Source organism: Gilliamella sp. B3023 (assembly GCF_026536845.1).
Taxonomy (GTDB): Bacteria; Pseudomonadota; Gammaproteobacteria; order Enterobacterales; family Orbaceae; genus Gilliamella; species Gilliamella apicola_E.
The window spans coordinates 40521-67476 of record NZ_JAFNNH010000008.1 but is presented as its reverse complement, the minus strand read 5'-3'; the positions used below and the strand labels follow the sequence as shown (position 1 = coordinate 67476).

Genomic DNA, 26956 nt, shown 5'->3' with positions numbered 1-26956 from the left:
TTATGTTCCTGTATATTTCGAGCTATTTTTCTTGATGTTCAGCAAAATCTGCTAATAAATTTTTAATATAATCAATGCGTTCAATGCGCTCTAAATCAGCTTTGAGTAATTTTAATCGATTTGTTCCTTCCAAGCGATAATTTTTTGGTGATTTTTGAATTGTTTCAATTAAATAATCAACTGAAATTTTGTTGTTAGATCCAAACTCAATAAAACCCCCTTTTTCACCAAATTCAATTTTTGTAATACCTATTTTTTGTGCTTGATAACGGATTTTCGTTGTTTCTAATAAAAAAAGTACCGGATCAGGTAGCTGACCAAAGCGATCGCGCATTTCGACTTGAATATCGGTTAATTCATCTAAACTTTCGATACTTGCAATTCGCTTATATAGTGACAATCGAGTATTGACATCGGGGATGAAATCATCAGGAATCAACGTTGGTAATCGTAACTCAACTTCGGTCTGTTGATTATTGAGTAATGATTCAAGAGTCGGTTCTTTGCCTTCCTTAAGAGATTTAACGGCATCATCAAGTAATTCGATATAAAGGTTAAAACCAATTGTTTCAATCTGCCCACTTTGATCACTGCCTAATAATTCGCCTGCACCACGGATTTCAAGATCATGTGTAGCTAAAGCAAAACCAGCACCTAAGTCCTCTAATGTAGCGATAGCATCAAGGCGTTTTTTAGCATCTTTACTTAGTAATTTAGGGTGTGGTGTTAATAAATAAGCGTAAGCTTGGTGATATGAGCGTCCAACTCGACCACGCAATTGATGTAATTGTGCTAAACCAAATTTATCGGCTCTTTCAATAATAATGGTGTTGGCATTAGGGATGTCGATTCCGGTTTCGACAATGGTAGTACACACCAATAAGTTGAATCGTTGATGATGAAAGTCATTCATTACGCGCTCTAAATCGCGTTCATGCATCTGCCCATGACCAACTGCAATTCGTGCTTCAGGTACCAATTCAGCTAACTTTTCAGCCACATTTTCAATATCTGATACGTCATTGTGTAAGTAATAAATTTGACCACCACGCAAAATTTCACGCAAGATGGCTTCACTAATAACTAAGTTATCATATTCTCGAACAAAGGTTTTTACCGCTAATCGGCGAGCAGGTGGTGTAGCGATAATTGAGAGATCACGCATACCACTCATTGCCATATTTAGCGTTCGAGGAATAGGGGTAGCCGTTAAGGTTAATATGTCGATATTGGCTCGCATCGCTTTAATACGCTCTTTTTGGCGAACACCAAAGCGATGTTCTTCATCAACAATTAAAAGCCCTAAATCTTTCCATTTTACATCTTCTTGTAAAAGTTTATGGGTACCAATAACAATATCGATTTTACCTTCAGCGAGTTCTTGAATTATAGCTTGTTGCTGTTTAGCGGTTTTAAATCGTGACAAACTTTCAATGCGTATTGGCCAATTGGCAAATCTATCACAAAAACTTTCATAATGTTGCTGTGCAAGTAAAGTAGTCGGGACTAAGACTGCGGTTTGTTTATGATTTATCACCGCTAAAAATGCAGCACGAATTGCCACTTCGGTTTTACCAAAACCAACATCACCACAAACTAATCGGTCCATAGCATAAGGTGAGCACATGTCACCAATAACAGCACCAATGGCATTTTGCTGATCTTCCGTTTCTTGGTAAGGAAAAGCTTGGCAAAACAGCTCGTATTGTTCACGATCTTGTTTGAATTCGAAGCCTGGCTTACTTTCGCGTTCAGCATAAATATCTAACAATTCAGCTGCAACATCTCGTACTTTTTCGGCAGCTTTTTGTCTAGCTTTACTCCATGCATCAGTACCTAATTTATTGAGTGGAGCATTTTCTTCATCACCACCAGAATAACGGCTAATTAAGTTTAGCGATGAAACGGGTACATAGAGTTTGGTATCATTGGCATAAAGTAAAATAAGGTATTCAGCAGTAATACCACCTGTTTCTAATGTGGTTAAACCAGCGTAGCGACCAACACCATGCTCAAGATGTACAACAGGCTTACCAGGTGTTAATTCTGCTAAACTACGGATTAAACTGTCAGTATTAATTGCCTGCTTGTTCTCTTTCTTACGACGAATAACTCGACGGCCCAATAATTCGTTTTCAGTAATAAAGGCCAAATTTTGTTGATGATCGATAAAACCTTGTTCGCTAGCACCAATCATTAAACAATAACGATTATCCGATTGTTGGCTAAGTTGAGTGATGGTGGTTGGATGTATTCTTATACGGCCTAATATTTCTAGCAATGCATCTTTTCGACCTTCTGATTCGACTGAAAAAATAATCCTGCCATTAAAATTTTGAGTAAATTGTTCAAAATGTGAATAGGGATTTTTCTGCTGAATCTGTATAGCCATTTCAGGCAGTAAACTAAATGGTAAATTAATACTTTTGTTCGATTCAGTGATTTGAGCGCGTGAAACCGTAATTCGTGGATAGTGTTTGAAATGAGCAAAGATTTCATCGGTTTTTGACCAAATAATTGTTGGTTCTAAAAGCGGTCGCATAGGATCGACTTTTCTGCTCTCATAACGCTGAGTAATATCTTGCCAATATTTATTAGCAAACTGTTCGATGTTAGCAGTGTTAATGATCAGTGTATTAGATAAAAAATAGCTAAATAGTGGCGTGAGCGGTTCATTAAAGAATAATGCCTGCCAATACTCAATACCGGTTGGTAAAATATTTTTACTGACTTGTTGGTAGATACTTTCAGGATCTAACCTTACTTCAAATCTCTCTCGCCATTGGGTTCTAAACAATTCTATTGATGTTTTATCAAAAGGAAACTCATGAGCAGGTAGTAGTTGAATTTCGGTAATTTCATCGAGAGTCCGTTGAGTTTCGACATCAAAGGTACGAATGCTGTCTATTTCATCATCAAAGAAATCAATGCGGTAAGGACTTTCACTGCCCATCGGATAGATATCAAATAATGCTCCGCGAGTAGCATATTCACCATGTTCCATGACTTGACTAACTGAACGATAACCCGCATTTTCAAGTTGCAAGCGTAGATTTTCCCGACTTATGGCTAAGCCTTTTTTCATCATAAAGACATGCCCACCTAAATAGTTCTGCGGGCAAACTTTTTGCATAAGCGTATTAATTGGTAAGATTAATGCACCTTTGGTCAAATGCCCTAGATTATAGAGGCAAGATAATCGTTCTGACACGATATCTTGGTGCGGGGAAAAGCTATCATAAGGCAGCGTTTCCCAATCGGGGAAGAAGATCGACGGATAGTGTGAAAATTGTTTTAGCTCTTCATGGAGACGAGTTGTTTGTTGCATATCATCTGTAACAATCACCACTAAACCATCATGTGCGTCAATGATTTGTGCACAAAATTGAGATAATGAAGAACCGACAAGTTGACCAACTTGTTTAACTTCACCTGATTTTTTAGGAATGATGCTAGAAATATTATTAGGCATGTTGGAATAATAGATAATTGCGACAAAGTTATCGTGATATTATAACGTAATTATATGGTTGTTTTCTATAACTGTTTAATCCTGTATGATAAGCAACTAAAATTTAAAAAGTTGATTGAAAACTTCAGGTATTTAATAACTATTATGTCAAAGATATTTCGTCCATTAGTATTTTATATTGGTTTACGCTATGTATATGGGCAAAAAAATGATGGTTTTGGCCGCTTTGTTTCCTGGCTGTCTATGATTGGAATCATGCTTGGTTCTATCGGTTTAATTGTAGTATTGTCGGTAATGAATGGGCTGGAAGAGCAGATGCAAAATAGTATCTTAAAGTTTTTTCCTCAAGCACAAATTACCTCTAAAACAGGTAAAATTGATTCTAGTATTATCACTTCATCGCAATTTGAAAATATCCAAGGTGTTGAGCGGATAACGCCGATTATTACAGGTGATGTGGTTTTACAAAGTCAACAAAGTATCACGGTCAGCACCTTAATGGGGATTACTGTTGACGACCACGATCCGATTGAAGATTATGTTTATGCTGGTTCAATCGATACCTTACAGGCGGGTAGCTATAATGTAATATTAGGGCAGACGTTAGCCGATCAATTAGGTGTGATAGTTGGTGATAAGATTCGCTTGATGGTCACCGATGCCAGTCAGATTACACCAGTAGGCCGTATTCCTTCCCAACGTCTATTTACCGTGAGCGGGTTGTTTTCCGTTAATCATGATATCAATCAAGCGTTAATTTATATCAATCAAACTGATGCTAGAAATTTATTACGTTATCCTGCTAATAATATTAGTGGCTGGCGTCTATTTTTAGCTCATCCACTTGAAATTTCATCAGTAACAAAAAATCCATTACCTGAAGACTTGGTGTTTACCGATTGGCGAGCAAAACGAGGTGAGCTGTTCCAAGCTATTAAGATGGAAAAAAATGTGATGGGGCTGTTGATTAGTTTAATTGTAATTGTCGCGGCATTTAACATTATTACTTCGCTTAGTTTATTAGTTATGGAAAAACAAGGCGAGGTGGCCATATTAAAAACGCAGGGTTTATCACGCTTTAAGATTATGCTGATTTTTATTATTCAAGGTGCTAGTTCAGGTGTCATTGGAACTTTATTAGGTAGCGCCATTGGTTTGTTACTTGCCTCATATTTAAATGAGTTGATGTCGGTGCTTGGTTTATCCTTTGCTGGTATTGAATTACCAACGCTAGTTGAACCTGCACAAATTATATTTATTATTTTCGGATTACTTATGTTATCGCTAATTTCAACTATTTATCCTGCATATCGTGCAGCCAATATCCAACCAGCCGAGGCTTTACGTTATGAATAATTCACAGCCACTTCTTTCAGCTAAAAATCTCTATAAAACCTATAAAGAAGGCAAAATGGTGACCGAGGTATTAAAAGATGTCTCGTTTGATATCTATCCTAAATCATTGCTGGCAATTATTGGTAGCTCTGGCTCAGGTAAAAGTACTTTGTTGCATTTGCTTGGTGGATTAGATAAACCAACTTCAGGTGAAATCACATTTAAATCTCAACAACTGAATCGCTTATCAGAACAAGAAAAAGCACATTTGCGTAACCAAGAAATTGGATTTGTATATCAGTTCCACCATCTATTGCCTGACTTTACTGCGCTTGAAAATGTAGCAATGCCTTTGTTGATTGGAGGCACATCACCTAGCGAAGCTAAAAAACGTGCTATGGCGATGTTAGAGTCGGTAAATCTAGTTAAACGTGCTAATCATCGTCCATCTGAACTATCAGGTGGTGAACGTCAACGCGTTGCGATAGGACGAGCGTTGATTAATAATCCGGCACTAGTAATGGCTGATGAACCAACGGGTAACTTAGATAAATCAACAGCTGATTCAATTTTTGAGTTACTGATAAAACTTAATCGTGAACATGGTACGGCTTTTTTAGTGGTGACGCATGATCTCGCTTTAGCAAATCAACTCGATCATCAATTGATTATGAGTGATGGACAGTTGTCTCATTCGGTGAAATAAAGGTAAATGGATTATGAATTTATCATTAATCACAGCCATAAAATTCCGTAAAGGACGCCGTAAAAGCGGTATGGTTTCGTTGATATCAATTATTTCAACTCTGAGCATCGCTATAGGTATTGCGGCGCTGATCATTGGCTTAAGTGCCATGAATGGTTTTGAGCGTGAATTAAATGATCGAGTTTTATCGGTCGTGCCTCATGGACAAGTTTATTCTCATATGGGCAATTTGGAAAATTGGGATCATATTCAAACTGAACTGCAAGAAAATAAACGTATTATATCTGCTATGCCGTTTGTTAGTTTTACGGGATTGATCGAAAATGGTAGCAAGCTAGGTGCGGTTGAAGTACAAGGCCTTGACCCAGAACAAGAAAAGAAGATAAGTGCATTACCTAATTATGTACTTAATAATAAATGGCAAGATTTTAAAGCAGATAATCAACAAATCATTTTAGGTGCCGGTTTAGCTAAATCACTTGCAGTTCAAGAAGGGCAGTGGGTTTCTTTGCTTATTCCGGTTTCAAACAATCCAGAACAACTTAAACCACCTCGTCGAGTTCGTTTACAAGTACATGGTATTTTAGATCTTAGTGGTTCATTGAGTAACAATGTGGCTTTATTACCTTTAACTGATTCACAAAAGCTACTCAATATTGGTGACAGTGTCACAGGATTGATGATCAATGTAGATAATGTTTATCAAGCTAGTGATATTATTGGCCAGGCAACGTTGAATCTTGAAGAGAATCTCGATTTTAATAGTTGGGAACGTACATTTGGATTTATGTATCGTGATATTCAAATGATTCGACAAATTATGTATTTAGCAATGATTGTCGTAATTGGCGTTGCTTGTTTTAATATAGTATCGACGCTAGTTATTGCAGTTAAAGATAAGCAACGAGATATCGCTATTCTTAAAACACTTGGCGCAACCAATAATCTTATAAAACGTATTTTTATTTGGTATGGTGTAATTTCAGGTTTGATTGGTAGTGTGATTGGCGTGGTGCTTGGCGTTATCGTTTCATGGCAACTTTCAAACATAATGGGTTTGTTTGAGTCGATGATGGGACATAAAATCTTAAATAGCAACATCTATTTTGTTGATTTTTTACCATCCGAAATTCATCTGTTTGATGTTGTCATTGTGTTTATTACGGCAATGTTATTGAGTTTGATTGCCAGCTACTACCCAGCTCGAAGAGCATATAAAATTGATCCGGCTCGAGTGCTAAGTAGTTATTAATAAATCAGATAAAATAATAAAGGCGCAAAGTTCAATTTGCGCCTTTATTTTTAATAATTAAAACCATATGCTGTTTTATAATATTGATAAACTGAATATAACAGCAAACACGATGCCGCAAAGAGAATTAAGATTAATAGAGTGTAAATATTGCTTTGATAGCGAAATTTTTTCAAACAGACCGTAACTATTCCACCTAAAATAAACCCTGTAATCGCACCACCAATGTGCGCCATATTGTCAATAGAAGGTAACAAACCTAATCCCAGAGTTAGAAATAAACTGATTACAATAGACTTGATAGGCATCTCTTGCAGATCGGTACGATTGATGAGTGAATAGGCAAGCAGTGCAGTGATAATACCTAAGATAGCCCCCGAAGCACCACAACTAATAACACTATGACGAATGGTTGAAACGTCACTCGCTAAGCTACCAAATAAGCCGGACAATAAGTAGATACCAATAAAAGAAAATGGTGGGATTAATCGTTCTAAAACAATCCCAACACTCCATAATGCTAACATATTCATAGCAAGATGAGCTAATCCTGCATGTACAAAGATATTGGTAAATAAACGCCAATATTCACCAGAAAAAGTTAACTGAGCAACATCAGCACCCCAGTCAATCAAGAAGGCGTTTTCCATATATGTTGAAAAACCACGAGAATCAAGTAGATGAGAAATAACAAACCATGCAACATTAAGCAGAACTAAAATACTAGTAATTTTTGCTTGTTGAAATAAATATTGAAGATTTCTTAGATTGCCCATGTGTGGAGTATCCCTTTTGAAAAAAATAAATCATAACTAAGTTAGATAGATGTGTTAATCCAGATGCTTACCTAAAATAACTAAATCACGCTTGACGCCATCAAGTTCGGCAATTTTGGGGAGTAGTGCCCAATGTTGATAATGAAGCTTTTCAAATAGTTTTATGCTAGGCGTATTGTGTCCAAAAACATAGCTAAGTATGGCTTCGATACCAATTTGCTTAGCAAATAATTCAATTTCAGTCACTATGGTTTGACCGATTTTCTTCCCTCTAAAATCTTGATGAATGTATAAACTAATTTCAACCGTTTTATCGTAAGCCGGACGGCCATAAAATGATGATAAGCTCACCCAACCACAAGGTTGATTTTGATATTTGATTAACCAAAGTGGGCGTTTTTGTGGATTATGCTGCTCAAACCACGCTAAACGACTTTCAACAGACACCGGCTGTAAATCAGCTGTAACTTGGCGACTAGCAATTGTTGAATTATATACATCCACGATAAAAGGCAAATCATCTAAAGTTGCATCTGTGTAAGTAATCATAAGTTTAAAAGAAAAGTGATTAGTTTTGCATAATTGTAATGGCTTTATTATGTACAAGCAACCAAAGGCGATTTAATAACTAAAAAAAGAAAAATAGTTTAAAAGAATTTACCAAAAACCCCTTTCCTCAACATTTTTGACACCATTTCAATAATAAATAAATTAGCAAAAAAAGTTGAGGAGCGGGGTTTTTGAGGTTTAATTTAGCTGATTTTATGCTGATTAAAATAATCAATTATTGCTTGATTGACTGTTGAAGTTTTAATGTTTTTACGCCATATCAGATAAATATTTATTTTTAATTTTTTATCTTGGCTGTTGATCAACTTTTTATAGATAACACCATCGACTTTCATTTGTGTCATCGATTGTGGTAAAAGCATTATTGCTTTACCTAATGCAACTTCCAGTAGCATAGATAAATTATCAGCAAGTTCGGCACGACGATGTAGTGGGTGGTTTAAGCTATTGAAAACCTTTTCACACTGGTCGTAAAAAAATGGGTTTAAATGTTGTTTAAACCAAAACAGGGGTAAATCAATCACATCATTAAGATTAACTTTATCTTGTTTACTACATGGGTGATGAGCTGGCAATACTAAGGTCATGGGTTCTTGATAGATTAGTATTGAGTTTTCATTAAAATCTCTAGTTGAATAATCCGAAACAAAGGCAAAATCAATATTGCCTTTTTGTAACTCAAGTATTAACTCTTTAGAGGTATAGTTATGTTTATATATTTCTGTTTCATCACTAAATTTGGATAAAAAAGATTTGAAATAAGGAATATAGTCAAAACTTAAGGTTTTAGTTGTTCCTATAATAACTTTTTCTAGATGCTTTGTTGATTTAACCATTGAACAAAGATCACTTAATAATTGTGTTACTTTAGATTTTAGTATTTCGCCTTCATTGGTTAATACAATATTGTGAGAGTTCCTTAAAAAAAGTGTGCTTTGTAGGGTTTCTTCCAAATTTTTAATTTGAGTTGAAAGAGGAGGTTGGCTAATACCAAGTTTTTTGGCTGCGCCAGTAAAACTAAGTTCTTCACAGACCGCAATGAAATATTGTAATTGCTTAATAGTCGGTAATCTTTTGCTGTAAATGTCCATAATTACACAGTTCTCAATACGTCGATTAGGTTGGTGTCCAAATCGTCGTATAGTTTTTTAGCACGATAATCATCTAGTTATTATGAATGAGTTTTACATCTTTTGCTAATCATCATTTTTGGCTATACGATTTTCGTATAACAAAATATGTATTTTTAAATTAATTATTTGTCAGATAGTCTTCTTGAAAACTAATCAATCTTTATTATGAAATTTATGTTAAAAGAAGAAACAATACAGAAAAAATCCAGTCTAATTTTGTCAGCAATTTTAATTGTGCTATTAGTCGGCTCGGTTTATATAAGTCAACTTATCTTTCAAGAAATATCAAAAAGTTATCATATTGATATTTTAGAAGCGAGAAATGTGTTTAGTTTATCTTGTTTTTTTTATGCCATTTCTTTTTTTATTTATGGTCCACTCTCGGATAACGTTTCAACAAAGTTATTAGTTCTGATCGGCAGTATTGGTACCATTTGTTGTCTTATTTTATCGGTGATCATTGATTGTTTTAATTTATATTTGGTTGTTATGTCATTAATAGGCTTTTTTGCAGCTGCTGTTCCTGCTGCTTTGTTTGCTTATACCGCTAAAAACACGCCAAATCATAAGTTACCACAAGCAATGGGAATTATGATTTCAGCTTCAATTGTTGGCATCATTTTTAGCCGTAGTGTGATTGCGATGTTAACTGATTTTTGGTCTTGGCAGATTGCTTTTATCATTTATGCGGGATTCATCATTGTAGTATGTCTTTTTATTCCTTTTGGCATAAAGCAAACAACAAATCAATCTCCAACAACCAGTGTGATTGGTACGTATTTCTCTGCACTTAAATTATTTCTTGATAAAACTGTCTTTATTTTTTTAGTAATCGGTTTTTTACTATTTTTTGTTTATCTTGGAATATCTTCTTTACTCACTTTTTATTTGAAGGGCGAACCTTTTTACTTATCTTCAACCGTTTTAGGTTGGTTGAATTTTGCTGGTCTAAGTGCGGTTGTTGGAAGCATGATCACTGGTAAATTAACTCAAGTCATCAATGAAAAATACTTATTCATCATCTGTCTGTTAGCGGTATGTGTCTCGATTGTTACTATCGGATTTAGCTCATCATTATATGTTATTGGATTAGGTATTTTTTGTTTATTCCTATTCGTATTTGGTATTCAACCATTAGTGATTGCAATGCTAAATAAAATTGTACCAATCAGTTCTAGAGGTGCTATTTCGTCTTTATATCTTCTTGCTTGTTTGGCTGGCGGTAGTATTGGTACTTATTTACTCGGTATTGTTTATCAAAATAAAGCTTGGAATGGAGCCATAATACTTTGTGTCTTTTTGTCTATCGTTAATTTAATCCTAGCGTTAATTGCGATTCGATTAATTAAAAATAGTATTAAAAATTAATGTGTTATAAATAAGGAAATTAATAATGAAAAAATTTTTACTGCGTATATCGATGTTTATATTTTGCTGTTTTTATGGAGGGTCATCTATGGCAGGTTTAACAAAGATTTCCTCAGACTTCAATGCTCCAACAGGAATCGCATTTGATAGTAAAGGTGAGATGTATGTGACAGATTGGTCAAATAATTCAATTTTGAAAATAAATGCTAATGGTAAAAAAGAGACTTTTTATTCGGGTATATCATCACCAGCTGGAATAGTTTTTGATGCAAAAGATAATATGTATGTTTCATCTTATGGCGATGATTATATTTTAAAAATTAATCGTGATGGTAAATCAGAAAAAATTTCTGATGGTTATCATACGCCTACCGGAATCGCTTTTTCTAATCAGGGGCAATTACTCATCACTAATCGTTCAACAGGTGAAATTGTTTCGCTTGATCTTCAAACAAAACAAAAAAATATTGTTGCTCGTGGATTAACTACACCAGTTGGCGTGACTCAATTAGCGGATAATAGTTTAGTTGTTTCTCAATACAGTGGACGTCTAACTATGATCAGTCCAAATGGTACTCAAACGGAACTCGGCGCCGAATTTAATCGCCCAGGTGTAGGTATTGTACTAATTGCCCCAAATGTAGTGGCAGTGGTTGATAATGGTGCAGGTATGGTGCGAAAAATTGATGTACAAAGCAAAAAAGTGACGACATTAGTTTCGAACTTATCTCAAGCTGTTGCATTAGCTTATCATAATAATCGTTATTACATTGGTACATGGGGTGACGGTAGTGTATATGAGTTTAATAACTAAATATTTATCACTAGCAATTATCTATCCTTGAAGGGATAGATAAAAAAAGTTGAGGAGCGGGGTTTTTGAGGTCATTTTTTGAATGATTAAAAACATTTAAATTAATTTTAAACGTCATCCCGCTACTTTAAGTGTATATTTTCCAACGTGCTGAGTGCATTGATTGAAGCAGTATTTAAATTATTTTTATGCTTATCTATTTCGAAGTTATTTCAATCAAGAGTATATTTAACGTTATTGAAGGTATTTAAAAAGTTTTCAGATTTCATTCAATAATCACTCTTCCGCGAGTAATATCACTAATATTCTTTTTAAGTGTGAGTAAATTGTCTTGCGTGATAGCGATGCCGACTGTGACACCTTCTGCATCAAAATTTTGTTGTTCAATAATTGCATCGAGTTCCTTCAGTCGGTTTTCTATGATAGGCCACTCGTTATAGTAACAGTGAAATTCTAAGGTTGTTCTGGCAATAAGTTCTATTAATTCAGCTTGTTGTAAGCAATGGCTTGCTGAACCACCATAAGCACGAATTAAACCACCTGTGCCTAATTTAATTCCGCCAAAGTAGCGAGTCACAACAACGACGACCTGATCGCAATCTTGTCCTTCAATAGCCGATAGAATAGGGCGCCCAGCAGTACTGGTTGGTTCTCCATCATCATTGAAACGATATTGTTGTCCTATTTTCCATGCCCAACAGTTGTGAGTTGCATTTGGATCACTAATGCTATCAATAAATTGTGCAGCCTGCTCCGCATTTATAATGGGTGCCGCATTAACAATAAAGCGACTTTTTTTAATTTCTTCGGTTAATTCGGTTGGATTTGCTAATGTATAAGGCATACTTATTCTGGTAAAATCATTTTATTGTAACTTATAATACTCAGCAGAGTTGAAATGTCTATTAATTTAGCACAATTAAAACTTTCACAACAGCAATTAGCCAATCAGGTTAGCTTGGTGGATGATTTTAACCCAGCAATAAAATTGATTGGTGGGACGGATGTCGGTTTTGAACAAGGTGGCATGATAACTCGTGCTGCGATTGTGATATTGACATTTCCTGATTTTGAAGTGGTTGAATATAATATTGCTCGATTGGAAACAAATTTTCCTTATATTCCAGGATATTTGTCTTTTCGGGAGTATCCAGCATTGCTTAAAGCATGGCAACAGCTTAAGCACAAACCTGATTTGTTGTTGGTTGATGGGCAGGGTGTTGCTCATCCCAGACGATTAGGTATTGCAAGTCATTTAGGTTTATTGCTCGATATACCAACGATTGGTGTAGCAAAAAGAAAATTATGTGGACAATTCGAGCCTCAATCGAAAAAAGCGGGAAATGTAACGCCTCTGTTTGATAAGCAAGAACAGATAGGCTGGGTTTTACAAAGTAAAGATAATTGTAATCCGTTATTTGTTTCCGCAGGGCATAGAATCAGTCAGGACAGCGCATTACATTGGGTCAAACAATGTTTACGCGGTTACCGTTTGCCGGAGCCAACTCGTTGGGCTGATGCAATTGCGTCCAATAAGCCATTATTTAGAAAGTTTAGTCATGCCAAATAATCAGCTACCATTAAAAAAAGGTGGATTTACCTTTAAGCGTTTTTTTGTTGCCCATGATAAAAGTCCCATGAAAGTGACAACGGATAGTTGCTTGTTAGGTGCATGGGCTCCTATTAAACCTGATATACAAAATGTTTTAGATATTGGTACTGGGTGTGGTGTTATAGCATTGATGCTTGCCCAACGTTTAGAAAACCATTCATGTCAAATTGATGCGATCGACATTGATCCGCAAGCGATTATGCAATGTCAGCAAAATAGCTTAAATGCTAATTTTCAAACGATCCAAGCATTAAATATCAATGTTAATCAATTTAGAATAGATGATAATGCTTGTTATGATTTGATTATAACTAATCCACCTTATTTCCAATCAGCAGTCGAATGTCGAAATACAGAACGTCAGTTGGCTCGTTATACCGAGAGTTTAAACTATCAGCAACTTATTGATGCGGTAATTCGTTTATTAAAACCAAATGGATTATTTTGTTTAGTCTTACCTTATCATGTTGCAGATAAATTTAAACAGTTATGCGAGTTAAATAGGTTATTTTTATGCAGTGAAATGCAAGTAAAATATTCAGCTGATAAGGATTTTTCGTTGGCACTGATGGCCTTTTCATTTCATCAAAATGATAATTTCCTTAGTCAATCATTGTGTATGCGTGATGACCATGGGAGGTATTCTCAACCATTTAGAGAATTATTGGCTGATTTTTATCTGTTTCGTAAATAATGCCTTTTTGGTTATTGCGGAATAATGTAGAAGTATACTATCGCTATAATAGCTAGTATAACTATGGTTATGGCATAAATTTTGTCATGCAAATAACTGAAAGATGATAGATGCCTTTGTTTTCTTGCATAAAGGTAGAACAATAATCCGACACTATATAAGATCATGGATAGTAATAAATAAGACACTCCTCCAGCATAGATTAACCAGAATCCATAAATTGAACCCAGTGTACCGATGAATAATAGATATTTTTTTCGTTGCCTTATAGATAGTTTAAACACGAATAGTGCTGATAGTAGATAGGGGATGAGTACCATTGAAGTTGATAGCTGAATTAAGGTGTTGTAACCCGATTGATAAAAATGTGCCAAAATCATAAGTACACTAATTAAACTCGTTGTTAGCCACAATGCATTAGCGGGTGTGCTATTTTTATTGAGTTTACCGAAGCAACTAGGTACGGTATGTTGATTTCCTTGACCTGTTAGAAACAACATTTCAGCCGCTAACATTAACCAAGACAATAATCCACCACTGACCGACACAATCAAACCAATGTTGATACATTTAGCTCCCCAACTACCTACAACATGTTCAATCACTAAGGCCATGGATGGATTTTTCATTTGTGCTAGTTCGTGTTGTGGTACGATCCCTAAAGATAGCACCGAAACACAGACTAATAATAGACTGGTAATAGCAAAACCAAAAAAGGTGGCTCGACTTATACTAATTATATTTTTAGCTCGAGCGGCATAAACTGTAGCACTTTCAATCCCTAAATAAACCCATACGGTATAAAGCATGGTATGTTTTACTTGACTGAGGATGGTTCCTAATTGAGGTGTCCCCCAAAAGTCCATATTGAAAGTATCAACTTTAAACGCTAAAACGACACAAACAATAAATAAACAAATAGGCACAATTTTAGCTAATGTGACTAAACAATTAAGTAAGAATGCTTGATAGATGCCTTTTATGACAAAAAAATGGATAATCCATAAGAATATAAGTCCAGCAATCACAGCGGGAATAGTTGTGCCATTACCAAAATAATTGAAGCACTCAAATGAACCTAATGCGCTAAATAGGATAACTAAATAGCTGCCACATGACATCCATGCCGATATCCAATAGCCCCAAGCGGCATTAAAACCAATATAATCACCAAATCCTTCACGAACATAGCCATATAATCCTTCATTGATTTTGTAAAAACGAATTGAAAGATACTGAAAAATTCTCGTAAGCATAAACATGCCAAATAAGGTTATTACCCATGCAATTAAAATTGCACCTGCACCAGCCCCTTCGGCCATGTTTTGAGGAAGGCTAAAAATACCACTACCGACAATACTACCCACTACCATTAATGTAAGTGGGAGTATGCCAAGCTTTTTTCTTACTGGCATATTCATATCGTTTTCTTATTTTAATTGTTCAGTTAAGTTTTAATTAAAATCGCAATGACATACAACTAACTCCACCATCAATTTTGCGATATTCTGAGGTATCAACTTCGATGACTTGATAGCCAAGCGCTTCAATTTTAGCTTTAGTAATTGGATAACCAGCCGGCATGATGACTCGCTCATTAACCCAGATACAGTTAGCGGCATAACTCTCTTCTTCTGGTATTTCAATAATATTGAGATGTTGAAATTCTGGTTTAGTGATAAATTCACCCGCAGCTAATAAATTATTGTGTTCCAAATAGGCAAGTCCGGTTTTTAGATGTAATACTTTCTCTAAAGTCACCACTGAACCCGATAGTCCGTATTTTTCTAAAATAGCAATCATTTGGTTGGCACCTTCTTGATTGGTACGAGCGGATAAACCAATGTAATAGTGATTCTCAACCATCATAATATCTCCCGCTTCAACAGTGCCAGGGGCGGTAATGTGTTCAACATTATTAGGATAAAATCGTTCAATAGTATCAACGATGATTTCTGTTTCTGCACGACGGCTTACCGCGCCAGGGCGAGTAATAATGGCGCAACAGGGCGTACATAACACGGCATCTTCGACAAAAACAGAATCTGGAAATCGTTCATCGGCAGGTAATATTGTGATATCGACATCGCATTGCTGTAATGCTCGAATGTAGTTGTTATGTTGATCAAGCGCTTTTTGATAGTCTGGTTTTCCTAAATTGGCAGAGGTTAATCCATTTATTAGGGATTTTGCAGGTGTTCTGGTGATGATATGGTTAAATTTTTTCATTTTTATTTATTTCTCTTTTTAATATTTATGCTTTATTTATGAATAATAATTCACATTAAATGGTTAATCAAGCAGTAATTTTGATTTATTATTCATTATTCATTTTTGGTTGGGTAGGGTAATGTTCGAATTGAAGGAATTGAGAAACTTTAAAGGTTTTAACTTTGTGTTTTATAGACATGTCATTAAGTTGTTCGCTTTATGACATGTCTATTATGTAATAAATTTGCATCAATTGAGATAATAAAATTAAGAGTTATTTTATTACTGTTAATAATTTATCTTGATTTGTTATTTCTGACATATCAGTTATTTCAATTGATTTGTACTCTTTGTGATTAGTGATAACAATTGGAGTGAGTAAATTATAGCCGTGATTTTTTAAATTAGTGATATCGAATTCAATAAGTTTATCACCTTTATAAATTTTATCTCCAGCTTTAACAAAAGCTTCAAAATATTTTCCTTCTAATTCAACTGTCTCAAGTCCTATATGTATCAGGAGTTCAATACCTGATTGTGATGTTAATCCAATCGCATGTTTGGTATGAAATAAGACACTAACCTCACCATCAAAAGGTGCGTAAACAATACCTTGGGTTGGATAAATGGCAACGCCTTTTCCGATTATTTCTTCTGCAAATGTGGTGTCTGGTACATTTTTTATTGTTTCAACTTTGCCATTTAGTGGTGCATAGATATCTAGCGAAGTTTCAGATGCTTCTTCTTCATTAATGTTATCTCGTCTTTCCTGCAAATCGAATTTGAAGATTAATGTTAATGCAAAACTGACAATTAAAGTTATTATTCCACTAATTAAAATAGCATAAAATGCTTGTTTACTCCCTTGTTCTGATAAGTAAGTTGGTAGAGCAAAAATACTTGGTGCGGTAAAAGCATAGGTTTTGACATTCAAAAATGCTGCAATAATTCCGCCTACAGCTCCACCAATCATTGCTGCATATAAAGGTTTTTTTAACTTTAAGGTAATACCATATAATCCAGGTTCAGATATTCCAAAGAATGCTGAAATGCCAGTGGATAAGGCAATAGATTTATTTTGTTTGATTTTGTATTTCAACATCACTGCCATGATTGCACCAGTTTGTGCTAAGTTACTGATTAGCGCAAATGGTAGCCAAAAATTATCAAATCCATTAGTTTCAATGCTTTGAATGGCTGCTGGCATAAAAGCATAATGCATACCTGTCATCACAATTAATGGATTAAAGCCGGCAAGTAATCCCCCAGCAATGGGACCGGAAAAGTTAAATAGGTTAATTAGACCTTTAGATAAAAATTCGCCAATATAAAAACCTAAAGGAGCCAATATAATAAGCATTATTGGTACCGTGATAATTAAAACAATTAATGATTGAAAAATAGGCGTTAAAATTTTTGGCAAAAAGAGGGTTACAAATTTGTCAATGTAGCGCATGAGAAAAACCGAAAGAATAATTGGTATGATTGATGCGCTATAGTTCATATAGGGTACAGCTAGTCCTATAAAATTTAATGATGGCAAATTGTTTTCAGCACCAGCGAGTAGATTTGGCGCCATTAGCACGCCCGCTAAACACAGAGCGACAAATTCGTTGACATTGAATTTTCTTGCACTTGAAACCGCTAGTAAAAAGGGAAGAAAATAGAAAGCTGAATCACCAATCCATTTACAAATTTGAAATACTCCGCTTGTAGGCGGAAAACAATTGAATATTGTGATGAGTGAGAATATTACTTTCATCATTCCGGCACCGATGATAGCGGGTAAAATCGGGGAGAAAATTGAAGTAATAGTTTCGATAATGTTATTAAATACCCCTTTTAAGGTTATTTTAGGTTTGTTATGTTGAGGTTTTGAAATGTAGTTTTCTTTAGTTATATTTCCTAAAATGGTGTTGATTTCTTTTGTAATTACATCTACATTTTTTCCGATAATTATTTGAAACTGTGAGGGCGTTGTTTGTATATTAATAACGATGTTTAAATTTTTTATATTATCTATTTGAACTAGCTTTTCATCATTTAAGTTAAATCGAATTCGTGTCATGCAATTCCAAACTCGGATTATATTATTTTTACCGCCAACAAATTCGATAATTTGTTCTGCTAGTTTTTTATTATCCATTGCTTTATTCTCCTAAACTCTTCCCATTGGTAGCTATGACTTTTTTGTACCAGTGAAATGATTGTTTACGATAGCGTTTTTTGCTTCCTTCACCAGTATTATTAATATCGACGAAAACAAAGCCATAGCGTTTTTCCATTTCTTGAGTGGATGCACTAACTAAATCAATAGGTCCCCAGGCGCAGAATCCAAATACATCAACACCATCTTTTAAGCATTCGTTAATGGCAATGAGATGGGCTTTTAAATAAGTAATTCGATAATCGTCATTTACGGTTTCATTGATTAATTTGTCATGCATTCCTAAACCATTTTCCGCAATTAATATAGGTTTTTGGTATCTATCCCAGTAACAAGATAAACAGTTGTATAATCCTTTTGAGTCAATAGCCCATCCCCATGGAGTTGCATCAATGAATGGATTTTTCTTTGATGATGCATAAGATGTCGAGAATTCTCTTGATTGATCGACTGATACCATTTGTGAAAAATAGTAAGAGACAGCTAAAAAATCTAATGTATTATCTTTTAATAATGTTTTTTCCTGTTCAGACACTTCAATTGTTAAGTCATTATCAGCAAAATATCGGTTAATATATCCGGGATATTCTCCTCTGAATTGTACATCGGTATAGAAGTAGTTCAGCCTATTATGTTTTAAAGCTAATAGTATGTTATCAGGGTGTGCATTTTCTGGATATGCGGTTAAATCGGCTAACATAGAACCAATCTGGATGTTGAATTTTTGTTGCTTAGCATATTTTTTTACTAATGCACTTGCGACCATTTGGTTATGGACACCTTGAAATTTTGATAATTCATAATTATCGGTTTTATCAATGCAGGTTCCAATTGAAATAAAAGGTTCTATATGGACTAAGTTAATCTGATTTATTGGTATCCAGTATCGAACTCTGTCGTGATATCTGTCGAGAATGGTTTTTGCAAAGACTTCATATAGTGCAATCGTTTTTTTGTTTTCCCAACCACCAAGTTGTTCAGTGATATATAAGGGGATTTCATAATGCAGAATGGTTATAATTGGCTCCATTCCATTTTTTATTATTTCATTAATCAAATTATCATAAAATTTCAATCCTAATTCATTGGGTTTTGTTGTGTCGATAGTGGGGTAGATTCTAGCCCAGTTGATTGATATGCGAAGTGTTTTAAATCCCATTTCTTTTAAATATTTTAAATCACTTTTATAAGTATGATAAAAATCGATACCATGTCGTTTTGGGTAATAACCATGTTTATCATTTTTAGCAAATTCAACTTGTTGTGAGGTCATATCACTTGCATGTAATTTTGTGTTGTCCTTATCTTTGTTATAAATAAATAAATCAGATAATCCAATCGTTTTACCATCTTCGTTCCATGCCCCTTCAATTTGATTTGCGGCAATAGCGCCACCCCATAAGAAGTCATTTGGAAATACTGTTTTTTTCATGTTATTTTTCCTTTTTATCTTTGCAAAAAAAATACCTAAAGTAGAATGCATAATTGCATCCACTTTAGGTATCGCCTATTTTATATAGTCACAATCCTAATAAGTTTGATCGTTGCTATCGGTAATTTATCTCAACGCTTTAGCGAGATGAGATTTATATCGCGCTTTTATTTAATTTTAGAGCTTTTAAGTTTCCTTAAATCAAAAAAAATACCTAAACCATGATGTAAAATTACATCTGCTTTAGGTATCGCCTATTTTTTTCTATAGTCACAATCCTATCAACATTGATTTTGGTATCGCCTGTCTTATCGACAGTAACAATCCTATCAATGTGTTATTCTATAAAGGTATACAAATAAGTAAAACCTCTCATCCTCTGCTACATGAATATTTTGTTTCTTTTCAATATAATTTACTATTTTATTTACACACTCATAGCATTTAATATCTTTTTGTTTCAGATCCTCGAAAAAAACGAGATCATTAGTGTGCTCTATATATTGATTATCGTTAAATATTCGTTCAATAAAAGTTTTCAAATGAGATATGAATCTATCATAATAAACACTATCTTTTTTCAGTTCAACAGAAAAATGAAACTCTACAATTTTTACAATTTCTTTTACCATTCTCGGTATATTTTGTGCTTCAAATTCACATGATAACAAACTATGTTGACCATTGACTAAGTGTAGGGTAATAAAGGTGGCTTCTTCATCATCAAAAATGATGTTTTCCGTTTCAAATATTAGGTCAATGATTTTTTTCGCTGTTGAATATTCTTTTGGGTAGATTTTTTTGATTTCATTTTTCAATGGATTGATAACATTTTTACCTAATTTGTTTCGTAATATAGCGTGGTAAAGATGATCGGCTAAAGTAAGATAAAAATATTCATTGAACTGGCAATCGAGATTTTTTGCCGCAAATCTTACTATTTTTTCGGTCAATTTTATGTAGTTATCAGGTACTTCGGATAGTGTGTTAACTAGAATTTGATGATTCATATCATTTAAGACAAATGTTTTTTCGATTCGTTTTTCATCAACACTATCGCCTTTACTGACGCCAAATCCCAGTCCATTGCCCATTAAAACAACTTCATGTCCGTTTTTATTCACCATGACAGCATTGTTGTTAAACTTTTTTAATATAATCATTACTTTACCTAAATAACTATAATTTAACAGGTATTGCTTATTCTTAATTATAGTAACAATGATAATGCAATAAGTATATATCTACTTAGTTACAAGAAGTAATAAAAGGTTAGTTTTAAATCGTAAATTAGAACAGTAGGGGAAAAGGGCAATAATTTGCCCTATTTATTATTCACCTTCAAAATCAATAAGAGTGAAACAATTAATGCCTAAATCAGTTAATTTTGTTTTCCCGTGTAAATCAGGTAAATTAATTACAAATGCCGCATCTTGAGCAATACCACCTGCTTTTTGGATTAATTTTGCGGTAGCTGCAACGGTGCCTCCAGTTGCGAGTAAATCGTCAATAATTAACACTCGTTCATTAGGTTTGATCGCATCGCAATGCATTTCTAAGGTATCTGTACCGTATTCAAGTTGATACTCTTCTTTAAATACCTTACGCGGTAGTTTATTTGGTTTTCTTACCGGTACAAAACCAACGCCTAATGCTAACGCGAGTGGCGCTGCAAAGATAAAACCTCTAGCTTCGGTGCCAACCACTTTGTCGATTTTTTTATCTTTATAATGCTCAATTAAAAGATCGACAGATGTTTTAAATGCAATAGGGTTTTCAAGTAGACTGGTGATATCACGAAATAAGATACCTTGTTTAGGATAATTTGGTATTGTGATAATGCTATTTTTAATAAGTTCAAGTTTTGATTGAGTCATTTTAAATGTTCTCTAACTATTCTCTTCAAGAGCGACTAATTTTTTATTATATACCTTTGCACTTTAGACTGGCAATAAACAAACAGTTAACGCACCGTAAAATAGAGAGATTGGTTAGTTTAAGTACTAATAGGTGTTTTTTATCACGGTTTTACTTTTTACAACTTTTTACAATTAAATACATTATTTAGACAATTTATTTGGCGATTGATGAATAATTGAATAAACTTTATATAGGAAGGAAAATACTATGAAATTTATTAAAATATTTGTCATGTTAGGTTTTGTCTTGTCTAGTTTATTTAGCTATGCCACGACAATTCTACCAAGTTCACAAGTTTCACAAATTAACGTCCGTTCAGAATTGTCTTCACCTATTATTATGGCAGGAAGTGAAGAAACCAATTATTTAAAAGTTTCATTAACTGGTGAAAAAGCGAACTCTAATAAACATGTGCCGATCAATTTAGCGCTTGTTATTGATAAATCAGGTTCAATGCAAGGCGATCGCATAGTAAAAGCGAGAGAAGCTGCTATTTTTGCGGTTAATATGCTAAATGAAGAAGATACCTTATCTATTGTTACTTATGATTATGATGCGAAAGTTATTGTTCCAGCAACTAAAGTAAAGAATAAAGAACAAATTATTAAACTAATCAATAAAAATTTAGTTGCAGGTGGAGGAACAGCCTTATTTGCAGGATTGAGTAAGGGAATAAAACAAGTTGAAAGCCAACTTACGAAAGATAAAGTTAATCGTATTATTTTGTTATCTGATGGTCAAGCCAATATAGGTCCTAGTTCAGTAGCTGAACTTTCTCAATTAGCTATTATTGCGGCTAAAAAGAATATTGCTATTACCACAATGGGGATCGGTTCTGATTATAATGAAATATTAATGTCATCTATCGCAAGTTATAGTGATGGTAATCATGTATTTGTTAATAATACTTTTGATCTTGAAAAAATGTTTGTTCACGAGTTTACTGACGTGATGTCCACGGTTGCTCAAAATGTTGTGATTACTATCCAATTGAAAGATGGCGTTAAACCGGTGCGTTTACTTGGTCGAGATGGTGTAATCAAAGGTAATCAAGTCACGATTAAAATGAATCAATTGTTTTCAAATCAAGAAAAATATGTACTGTTAGAAGTCATCCCTGAGGAAGGAAAAGTTGGCCAAAGTAAAACGTTAGCTCAAATTGATTTATCATATGACAATTTATTGAGAAATAAAGCTGAACACGAAACTCAATTTGTAAGCGTAGCGTATACCGATGATAAAAAGTTGGTCAAGGATTCAATGATTCAAGAAGTTTTAGCTGAATCAGAGATCCAGAAGGTAACCATTGAGAATGAAAAAGCCTTAGAGTATTACAATCTAGGTAGGTTCCAAGAAGCAGAAGATATTCTTATGGAAAATAGTAAAAAACTTAGCTCAATTTCAAATTCAGTATCCTCAGAAGAGGCAAAAGAAAGATTAAGAGGCCAAATTGAAAAAAATAATATTATGGCTGATGCTGCTAAAGCTGATAAAGACGTTTTCAACAAAATTTCAGCTGAAAAGCAGTTTGAGTCAAAAAGCAATGTAATTAAGAAATAATTATGAAAAGATTAGCAACGATTTTATCTTTAATGATGTTAATAGCGTTTATAAGCTATTTAGGTTGGCGAAGTGTAGAACACGAAGTGTTATTACGAGAAAGCAACCAAATCTTACTCGCCAAAAGCCGTATAAATAATATCAAGTTATCGATTGAATCGTTGCTAAATCAGCGTCTATCTTATTTGAGTAGTTTGACACTTCAAATTAATGACGACAACGATAAAGCGGAAGATTTATTAGGATCAGAAACTGATATTAAAAATATTTTTATCATCAATAAAAATAAAATTTTATTTGTAAGTGATGTGTATGATTCGCAATGGCATAAGATAGTAGAATCCATCGCTTTAGATAATTCTGTTTTATTCAATCAACAAGATCATACTGAACAGTTTCAACCAAGTTCTGGTTGGTATCAAATGTATAACCACTTAATTTACTGGTCAATTCAATCGGATAATATTATTGGTTTTGAGCTTTCTAACATCAAGCTTTCTTTTGATATGATCAATTTATTAGATAAGCAAGCTTTTGATGATAATTTTAAATTATCAGATGGCGATAAACAGATTTATACCAATGGTGAAAAATCTGATAATGAAATTTTGATATCGCTTGACTATCCTTTACAAAATTGGCATTTAACCTATTATTATTCCTCCCCAAATGTTGTTAATTTGTATTTATTAGGTTCTGTTGTTATTGGTCTTTTCATTACCGTAATACTTGGATTGATTTTCTATAGCTATCGAGAATATACTCGAACATTGCGCTTAGCAAAGCAGCAGGTTAGTTTTGTTGGACAAGTTTCCCATGAATTTAAAACACCTCTAACCAATATCACACTATACTCTGAAATGTTATCTGAGTATCTAGAAGATGAGCCTGCGCCCATTCCTGATTATTTGCATGTAATCAGTGCTGAAAGTAAGAGATTAACTAGGCTAGTTCAAAATGTTTTAAGTTTTAATAAACCACTTAGTATCAATATAAAACCAGTTAATTTAACCGAGCTAATCAACCAGATATATCATACCTTTAGTCCTATTTTAGAGGCAAAATCGTTACATCTTAATATCACTAATATTGCAAGTGATTGTATTGTTAATACGGATGAAGACAGTGTAATGCAAATTCTCAATAATTTTCTGAGTAATGCTGAAAAATATGCGTCTAAGGGCAAGCAAGTTGATTTATCTTTAAGTAAATCGGGAAAACAGGTGATAATTACGGTTCGAGATTATGGTGAGGGCATTGCTAATCATTTATTAAAACAGATTTTTGATCCTTTTTATCGGGTTAGCTCATCCATAACCGAAGGGGTTTCAGGTACAGGAATAGGGTTGACCATTGCCAATCAGTTAGCTAATCAGATCAATGGTGAAATTAAAGTTATGAATCAAAATCCAGGAATTGCGTTTTCACTTATTTTAATGGAGTTAGAAAATGAAGATTTTAATTGCTGAAGACGATAAGCATATTCTTAATGGTATGTCAGATCTTCTAGAAAAAGAAGGTTATACGATTATCAAAGCAAATGATGGTAAAGTTGCACTTGAAATGTTTAATCAACATCAACCCGATTTTATTATTTTAGATATTATGATGCCTGAACTTGACGGTTATTCTGTTTGTCGTGAAATCCGTAAATTAAATGAAGATGTGCCAATTCTATTTTTATCTGCTAAAGATGAAGAGATCGACCGAGTAATTGGATTGGAGCTTGGTGCTGATGATTATATGAATAAGCCATTTGGTATTCATGAACTGAGGGCAAGAATCAAGGCAATAGCCAAACGTTACTTAAAATCAAAATATTCAAATAGCTCTAAAGAAGACTATTTTCAATTTGGTGATTTAAATGTCTATTCTTCCGAATTGTATGCAAAAAGAAACGATCAGGTTATTGAATTAACCTTAAGAGAAATTAAGATTTTAGAGTGTTTATATCAATTTAAAAATCAGGTTGTTACTCGAGATATGCTTTTTGATTATGTTTGGGGATATGATTTTTTACCTAATAGCAGAACGCTCGATCAACATATTTCAAAACTCAGAAAACAAATAGAAATTAATCCATCCACACCAACTTTAATTAAAACTGTTCATGGGATTGGTTATAAACATTAAATTTAATATGAATTTGATGAAGTTCAATTTTATTTTATGCAAGTAACATCTTAGATGTATTAGCTTAAACCTGATTAGACAGTTACCCGTTTTTTATAGGTGTCTATCAGCTATGCTAGAACAAGTCCTACTCAATTGTATCGGATTATTTGGGCAGACCCGCTCAGGCCTATGATGATAAAGGTGAATTGGTTTGGCAGGTAGAATTTGACATCTATGGCAGAATACGGGAAGATATCTTTAACAATAAGTTATTTATTCCGTTCAGGCAACTGGGGCAGTATGAGGATGTTGAAACGGGACTTTATTACAATCGGTTTAGATACTACGACAGTAATACAGGAACTTATATAAGCCAAGACCCGATTGGATTACACGGAGGCATACAGCTCTACGGCTACGGCCATGACACGAATGCGTGGATAGACCCGTTCGGGCTTGCAAAACGTGGACCTAAAACGGGAGGAAAAGGACCTCATAATCAAACAATCAAATCCTGGGCAGATGAAATAATATCCGATGGAGGTACGATTATATACGGAGGTGGATACGAAAAAGAAAAATTATTTGAAACTCCTGGAGGGCATAAATCAGGAATACGTCCTGATATTGTTTGGCAAGATGCTGACGGTAAAACACATTGGAGTAATGTAGGAAAGACTAATGTAAAAGGAAAGCCTGTTACCAGAGAGATTTTAGCTATGCAGGATTTGAATAAAATCAGACAAGCCAATGGTGTTCCTGAAAGGGTGCATTTTCGCTCCTATACTCATCCAGAAACAAATAAGAAGCCGAAACCAAAAACAAGTTGTCACTAATGGAACTAAATATAGTTGCATCCAGAAAATGCATAATTGAATTTGTAAATAATTTTTTAGAAAATAATAACCTTGTCTTTTTTAATGATAAAAACTTTGAGAAAAGTGGTATAGTTGTATCAAGTAGTATCAGTATGTTGGATTTTGTTGATAGTAATATCCTTATCAATATTGGTACTAAGGAAGATTATGAAGCAAAAATAAAATTACTAAATCATCGTCCACTTGTTGATGACAAAAACGACTTTATTTATATGACAAACTTTTGGACAAAGAATGAAGTTAAGATAACAAATACTTCATTTTTATGGTATCCTAACCGTAGTCCAAATGCTAAGCATTATGGTTCTATTTTACAAAAAGAAATTAAAAAACATTTTAATTATGGTATGCACACTGAAGACAGTCGGTATACATTACTAAATAAGACTTTCGCCAAGTATTATTGGTCTGATGAAGTGAAAAATTATTTGGATAAATTATATAATAATGGCGGAGTTGTTCCAATTCGCCCTATTATTGAATAACAATTAAAGCCACTCAAAAAGAGTGGCTTTAATATTTTACAGCGCAGCGATATTTTTAAGTTTTACAGATTTTATAAAACCGTCCAGCACGTGCAGGATATGGTTTTTATCTTCGCTTTGCATATTGTCCAGTTCCGCCAGCCGTTGCAGCATTACGGGGTCTTTAAACAGGTCAGCTTTGTCCGTTTCTCCCAGCAGATAACCCACCGTAGTATTTAAGAAACCTGCAATTTTTTTAGCCACTTCGATACCCGGTATCATCTCGTCACGTTCATACCTGCCTATTACCGAGATAGAAGTATTGAGGAGCTTAGCCAGCTCGTCCTGTGTCATCTTTCTTTGCGTAATGCAGCCACTCTTTTACCGAAACTATCCATAACAAAAACACTTAAAAGGGTTATAAAACTCCTGATTTAACTTAATAGTACAAATATAAAACTCTTTTACGGACTAAAA

24 protein-coding genes are annotated in these 26956 nt (G+C 34.1%); 12 read left to right on the top strand and 12 right to left on the bottom strand.

Annotated elements, in window-relative coordinates:
* Nucleotides 1-22: 22 nt before the first annotated feature.
* Nucleotides 23-3472: a transcription-repair coupling factor gene (gene mfd, locus J3U16_RS06640; protein WP_267342712.1), complete on the bottom strand. Its 3450-nt coding sequence runs from the start codon at nt 3470-3472 to the stop codon at nt 23-25.
* A 153-nt stretch (nt 3473-3625) separates the two neighbouring features.
* On the opposite strand from mfd, the gene lolC reads away from it, so the two are divergent.
* The 3 genes from lolC to lolE are packed head-to-tail and all read left to right on the top strand — an operon-like array spanning nt 3626 to nt 6765.
* The gene (gene lolC / locus J3U16_RS06635; protein WP_065734904.1) at nt 3626-4828 is read left to right on the top strand and encodes a lipoprotein-releasing ABC transporter permease subunit LolC; all 1203 of its coding nucleotides are present in this window, start codon (nt 3626-3628) and stop codon (nt 4826-4828) included.
* A complete protein-coding gene (gene lolD / locus J3U16_RS06630) occupies nt 4821-5513 on the top strand; it encodes a lipoprotein-releasing ABC transporter ATP-binding protein LolD (RefSeq protein WP_065563449.1) in 693 nt (230 codons plus the stop codon). Before lolC ends, lolD begins: the two co-directional genes overlap by 8 nt.
* 13 nt (nt 5514-5526) lie before the next feature.
* On the top strand, nt 5527-6765 hold the full coding sequence (gene lolE / locus J3U16_RS06625; RefSeq protein ID WP_267342711.1) for a lipoprotein-releasing ABC transporter permease subunit LolE: 1239 nt from the start codon (nt 5527-5529) through the stop codon (nt 6763-6765).
* 50 nt (nt 6766-6815) lie between these two features.
* Here lolE and J3U16_RS06620 read toward each other — a convergent pair whose 3' ends face one another.
* The 3 genes from J3U16_RS06620 to J3U16_RS06610 all read right to left on the bottom strand — a co-directional run bounded on the left by J3U16_RS06620 (nt 6816) and on the right by J3U16_RS06610 (nt 9202).
* Nucleotides 6816-7541: a rhomboid family intramembrane serine protease gene (locus J3U16_RS06620; RefSeq protein WP_267342710.1), complete on the bottom strand. Its 726-nt coding sequence runs from the start codon at nt 7539-7541 to the stop codon at nt 6816-6818.
* Nucleotides 7542-7595: 54 nt separating this feature from the next.
* Nucleotides 7596-8090, bottom strand: a complete 495-nt coding sequence (locus tag J3U16_RS06615; protein WP_267342709.1) for a GNAT family N-acetyltransferase — start codon at nt 8088-8090, stop codon at nt 7596-7598.
* 203 nt (nt 8091-8293) lie between these two features.
* On the bottom strand, nt 8294-9202 hold the full coding sequence (locus J3U16_RS06610; protein WP_267342708.1) for a LysR family transcriptional regulator: 909 nt from the start codon (nt 9200-9202) through the stop codon (nt 8294-8296).
* A 216-nt stretch (nt 9203-9418) separates the two neighbouring features.
* On the opposite strand from J3U16_RS06610, the gene J3U16_RS06605 reads away from it, so the two are divergent.
* Complete coding sequence (locus tag J3U16_RS06605; protein ID WP_267342707.1) at nt 9419-10612, top strand: MFS transporter; 1194 nt, start codon at nt 9419-9421, stop codon at nt 10610-10612.
* Nucleotides 10613-10700: 88 nt separating this feature from the next.
* The gene (locus J3U16_RS06600) at nt 10701-11426 is read left to right on the top strand and encodes a serine/threonine protein kinase (protein ID WP_267342706.1); all 726 of its coding nucleotides are present in this window, start codon (nt 10701-10703) and stop codon (nt 11424-11426) included.
* Between the two features lie 265 nt (nt 11427-11691).
* Here the strand turns inward: J3U16_RS06600 and J3U16_RS06595 are convergent, their stop codons facing one another.
* Nucleotides 11692-12270: an IMPACT family protein gene (locus J3U16_RS06595; protein WP_267342705.1), complete on the bottom strand. Its 579-nt coding sequence runs from the start codon at nt 12268-12270 to the stop codon at nt 11692-11694.
* A 60-nt stretch (nt 12271-12330) separates the two neighbouring features.
* Between J3U16_RS06595 and nfi the strand changes: the two genes are divergently transcribed.
* Together nfi and J3U16_RS06585 are read left to right on the top strand one after the other, a co-directional pair.
* Nucleotides 12331-12996 carry a deoxyribonuclease V gene (gene nfi / locus J3U16_RS06590; protein WP_065563507.1) on the top strand — a complete coding sequence of 222 codons (666 nt, stop codon included), beginning with the start codon at nt 12331-12333 and terminating at the stop codon, nt 12994-12996.
* Entirely contained in the window at nt 12986-13732 is a 747-nt protein-coding gene (locus J3U16_RS06585) for a tRNA1(Val) (adenine(37)-N6)-methyltransferase (protein WP_267342704.1), read from the top strand. The genes nfi and J3U16_RS06585 overlap by 11 nt, the downstream gene beginning before the upstream one ends.
* 11 nt (nt 13733-13743) lie before the next feature.
* Here the strand turns inward: J3U16_RS06585 and J3U16_RS06580 are convergent, their stop codons facing one another.
* The 6 genes from J3U16_RS06580 to apt all read right to left on the bottom strand — a co-directional run bounded on the left by J3U16_RS06580 (nt 13744) and on the right by apt (nt 21419).
* Nucleotides 13744-15153 carry a basic amino acid/polyamine antiporter gene (locus tag J3U16_RS06580; RefSeq protein WP_267342703.1) on the bottom strand — a complete coding sequence of 470 codons (1410 nt, stop codon included), beginning with the start codon at nt 15151-15153 and terminating at the stop codon, nt 13744-13746.
* Nucleotides 15154-15190: 37 nt separating this feature from the next.
* On the bottom strand, nt 15191-15961 hold the full coding sequence (ddaH, locus tag J3U16_RS06575) for a dimethylargininase (RefSeq protein ID WP_267330324.1): 771 nt from the start codon (nt 15959-15961) through the stop codon (nt 15191-15193).
* Between the two features lie 256 nt (nt 15962-16217).
* A complete protein-coding gene (locus J3U16_RS06570; protein WP_267330325.1) occupies nt 16218-18089 on the bottom strand; it encodes a beta-glucoside-specific PTS transporter subunit IIABC in 1872 nt (623 codons plus the stop codon).
* Nucleotides 18090-18093: 4 nt separating this feature from the next.
* Nucleotides 18094-19542 carry a glycoside hydrolase family 1 protein gene (locus tag J3U16_RS06565; protein ID WP_267342702.1) on the bottom strand — a complete coding sequence of 483 codons (1449 nt, stop codon included), beginning with the start codon at nt 19540-19542 and terminating at the stop codon, nt 18094-18096.
* A gap of 329 nt (nt 19543-19871) precedes the next feature.
* Nucleotides 19872-20705 carry a PRD domain-containing protein gene (locus tag J3U16_RS06560; protein WP_267330327.1) on the bottom strand — a complete coding sequence of 278 codons (834 nt, stop codon included), beginning with the start codon at nt 20703-20705 and terminating at the stop codon, nt 19872-19874.
* Between the two features lie 168 nt (nt 20706-20873).
* The gene (apt, locus tag J3U16_RS06555; RefSeq protein WP_267342701.1) at nt 20874-21419 is read right to left on the bottom strand and encodes an adenine phosphoribosyltransferase; all 546 of its coding nucleotides are present in this window, start codon (nt 21417-21419) and stop codon (nt 20874-20876) included.
* 250 nt (nt 21420-21669) lie between these two features.
* Between apt and J3U16_RS06550 the strand changes: the two genes are divergently transcribed.
* From J3U16_RS06550 to J3U16_RS06530, 5 genes are all read left to right on the top strand, one after another.
* A complete protein-coding gene (locus tag J3U16_RS06550) occupies nt 21670-23022 on the top strand; it encodes a vWA domain-containing protein (protein ID WP_267342700.1) in 1353 nt (450 codons plus the stop codon).
* Nucleotides 23023-23024: 2 nt separating this feature from the next.
* Nucleotides 23025-24491: a sensor histidine kinase gene (locus J3U16_RS06545; RefSeq protein WP_267342699.1), complete on the top strand. Its 1467-nt coding sequence runs from the start codon at nt 23025-23027 to the stop codon at nt 24489-24491.
* The gene (locus J3U16_RS06540; RefSeq protein ID WP_065734844.1) at nt 24472-25155 is read left to right on the top strand and encodes a response regulator transcription factor; all 684 of its coding nucleotides are present in this window, start codon (nt 24472-24474) and stop codon (nt 25153-25155) included. The genes J3U16_RS06545 and J3U16_RS06540 overlap by 20 nt, the downstream gene beginning before the upstream one ends.
* A 149-nt stretch (nt 25156-25304) precedes the next feature.
* Nucleotides 25305-25973 carry an RHS repeat-associated core domain-containing protein gene (locus J3U16_RS12085; protein WP_324169838.1) on the top strand — a complete coding sequence of 223 codons (669 nt, stop codon included), beginning with the start codon at nt 25305-25307 and terminating at the stop codon, nt 25971-25973.
* Nucleotides 25973-26500, top strand: coding sequence for a hypothetical protein (locus tag J3U16_RS06530; protein WP_220215120.1), 528 nt, complete (start codon nt 25973-25975; stop codon nt 26498-26500). Before J3U16_RS12085 ends, J3U16_RS06530 begins: the two co-directional genes overlap by 1 nt.
* A 36-nt stretch (nt 26501-26536) precedes the next feature.
* Here J3U16_RS06530 and J3U16_RS06525 read toward each other — a convergent pair whose 3' ends face one another.
* Complete coding sequence (locus J3U16_RS06525; RefSeq protein WP_267330330.1) at nt 26537-26833, bottom strand: helix-turn-helix domain-containing protein; 297 nt, start codon at nt 26831-26833, stop codon at nt 26537-26539.
* Between the last annotated feature and the right edge of the window lie 123 nt (nt 26834-26956).

What these genes read in the sequence shown, in the direction of transcription:
- mfd (WP_267342712.1), bottom strand. Translation starts at nt 3,472, where the DNA reads ATGCCTAATAATATTTCTAGCATCATTCCTAAAAAATCAGGTGAAGTT.
- lolD (WP_065563449.1), top strand. Translation starts at nt 4,821, where the DNA reads ATGAATAATTCACAGCCACTTCTTTCAGCTAAAAATCTCTATAAAACC.
- lolE (WP_267342711.1), top strand. Translation starts at nt 5,527, where the DNA reads ATGAATTTATCATTAATCACAGCCATAAAATTCCGTAAAGGACGCCGT.
- J3U16_RS06620 (WP_267342710.1), bottom strand. Translation starts at nt 7,541, where the DNA reads ATGGGCAATCTAAGAAATCTTCAATATTTATTTCAACAAGCAAAAATT.
- J3U16_RS06615 (WP_267342709.1), bottom strand. Translation starts at nt 8,090, where the DNA reads ATGATTACTTACACAGATGCAACTTTAGATGATTTGCCTTTTATCGTG.
- J3U16_RS06610 (WP_267342708.1), bottom strand. Translation starts at nt 9,202, where the DNA reads ATGGACATTTACAGCAAAAGATTACCGACTATTAAGCAATTACAATAT.
- J3U16_RS06605 (WP_267342707.1), top strand. Translation starts at nt 9,419, where the DNA reads ATGTTAAAAGAAGAAACAATACAGAAAAAATCCAGTCTAATTTTGTCA.
- J3U16_RS06600 (WP_267342706.1), top strand. Translation starts at nt 10,701, where the DNA reads ATGGCAGGTTTAACAAAGATTTCCTCAGACTTCAATGCTCCAACAGGA.
- J3U16_RS06595 (WP_267342705.1), bottom strand. Translation starts at nt 12,270, where the DNA reads ATGCCTTATACATTAGCAAATCCAACCGAATTAACCGAAGAAATTAAA.
- J3U16_RS06585 (WP_267342704.1), top strand. Translation starts at nt 12,986, where the DNA reads ATGCCAAATAATCAGCTACCATTAAAAAAAGGTGGATTTACCTTTAAG.
- J3U16_RS06580 (WP_267342703.1), bottom strand. Translation starts at nt 15,153, where the DNA reads ATGAATATGCCAGTAAGAAAAAAGCTTGGCATACTCCCACTTACATTA.
- ddaH (WP_267330324.1), bottom strand. Translation starts at nt 15,961, where the DNA reads ATGAAAAAATTTAACCATATCATCACCAGAACACCTGCAAAATCCCTA.
- J3U16_RS06570 (WP_267330325.1), bottom strand. Translation starts at nt 18,089, where the DNA reads ATGGATAATAAAAAACTAGCAGAACAAATTATCGAATTTGTTGGCGGT.
- J3U16_RS06565 (WP_267342702.1), bottom strand. Translation starts at nt 19,542, where the DNA reads ATGAAAAAAACAGTATTTCCAAATGACTTCTTATGGGGTGGCGCTATT.
- J3U16_RS06560 (WP_267330327.1), bottom strand. Translation starts at nt 20,705, where the DNA reads ATGATTATATTAAAAAAGTTTAACAACAATGCTGTCATGGTGAATAAA.
- apt (WP_267342701.1), bottom strand. Translation starts at nt 21,419, where the DNA reads ATGACTCAATCAAAACTTGAACTTATTAAAAATAGCATTATCACAATA.
- J3U16_RS06550 (WP_267342700.1), top strand. Translation starts at nt 21,670, where the DNA reads ATGAAATTTATTAAAATATTTGTCATGTTAGGTTTTGTCTTGTCTAGT.
- J3U16_RS06545 (WP_267342699.1), top strand. Translation starts at nt 23,025, where the DNA reads ATGAAAAGATTAGCAACGATTTTATCTTTAATGATGTTAATAGCGTTT.
- J3U16_RS06540 (WP_065734844.1), top strand. Translation starts at nt 24,472, where the DNA reads ATGAAGATTTTAATTGCTGAAGACGATAAGCATATTCTTAATGGTATG.
- J3U16_RS06530 (WP_220215120.1), top strand. Translation starts at nt 25,973, where the DNA reads ATGGAACTAAATATAGTTGCATCCAGAAAATGCATAATTGAATTTGTA.
- J3U16_RS06525 (WP_267330330.1), bottom strand. Translation starts at nt 26,833, where the DNA reads ATGACACAGGACGAGCTGGCTAAGCTCCTCAATACTTCTATCTCGGTA.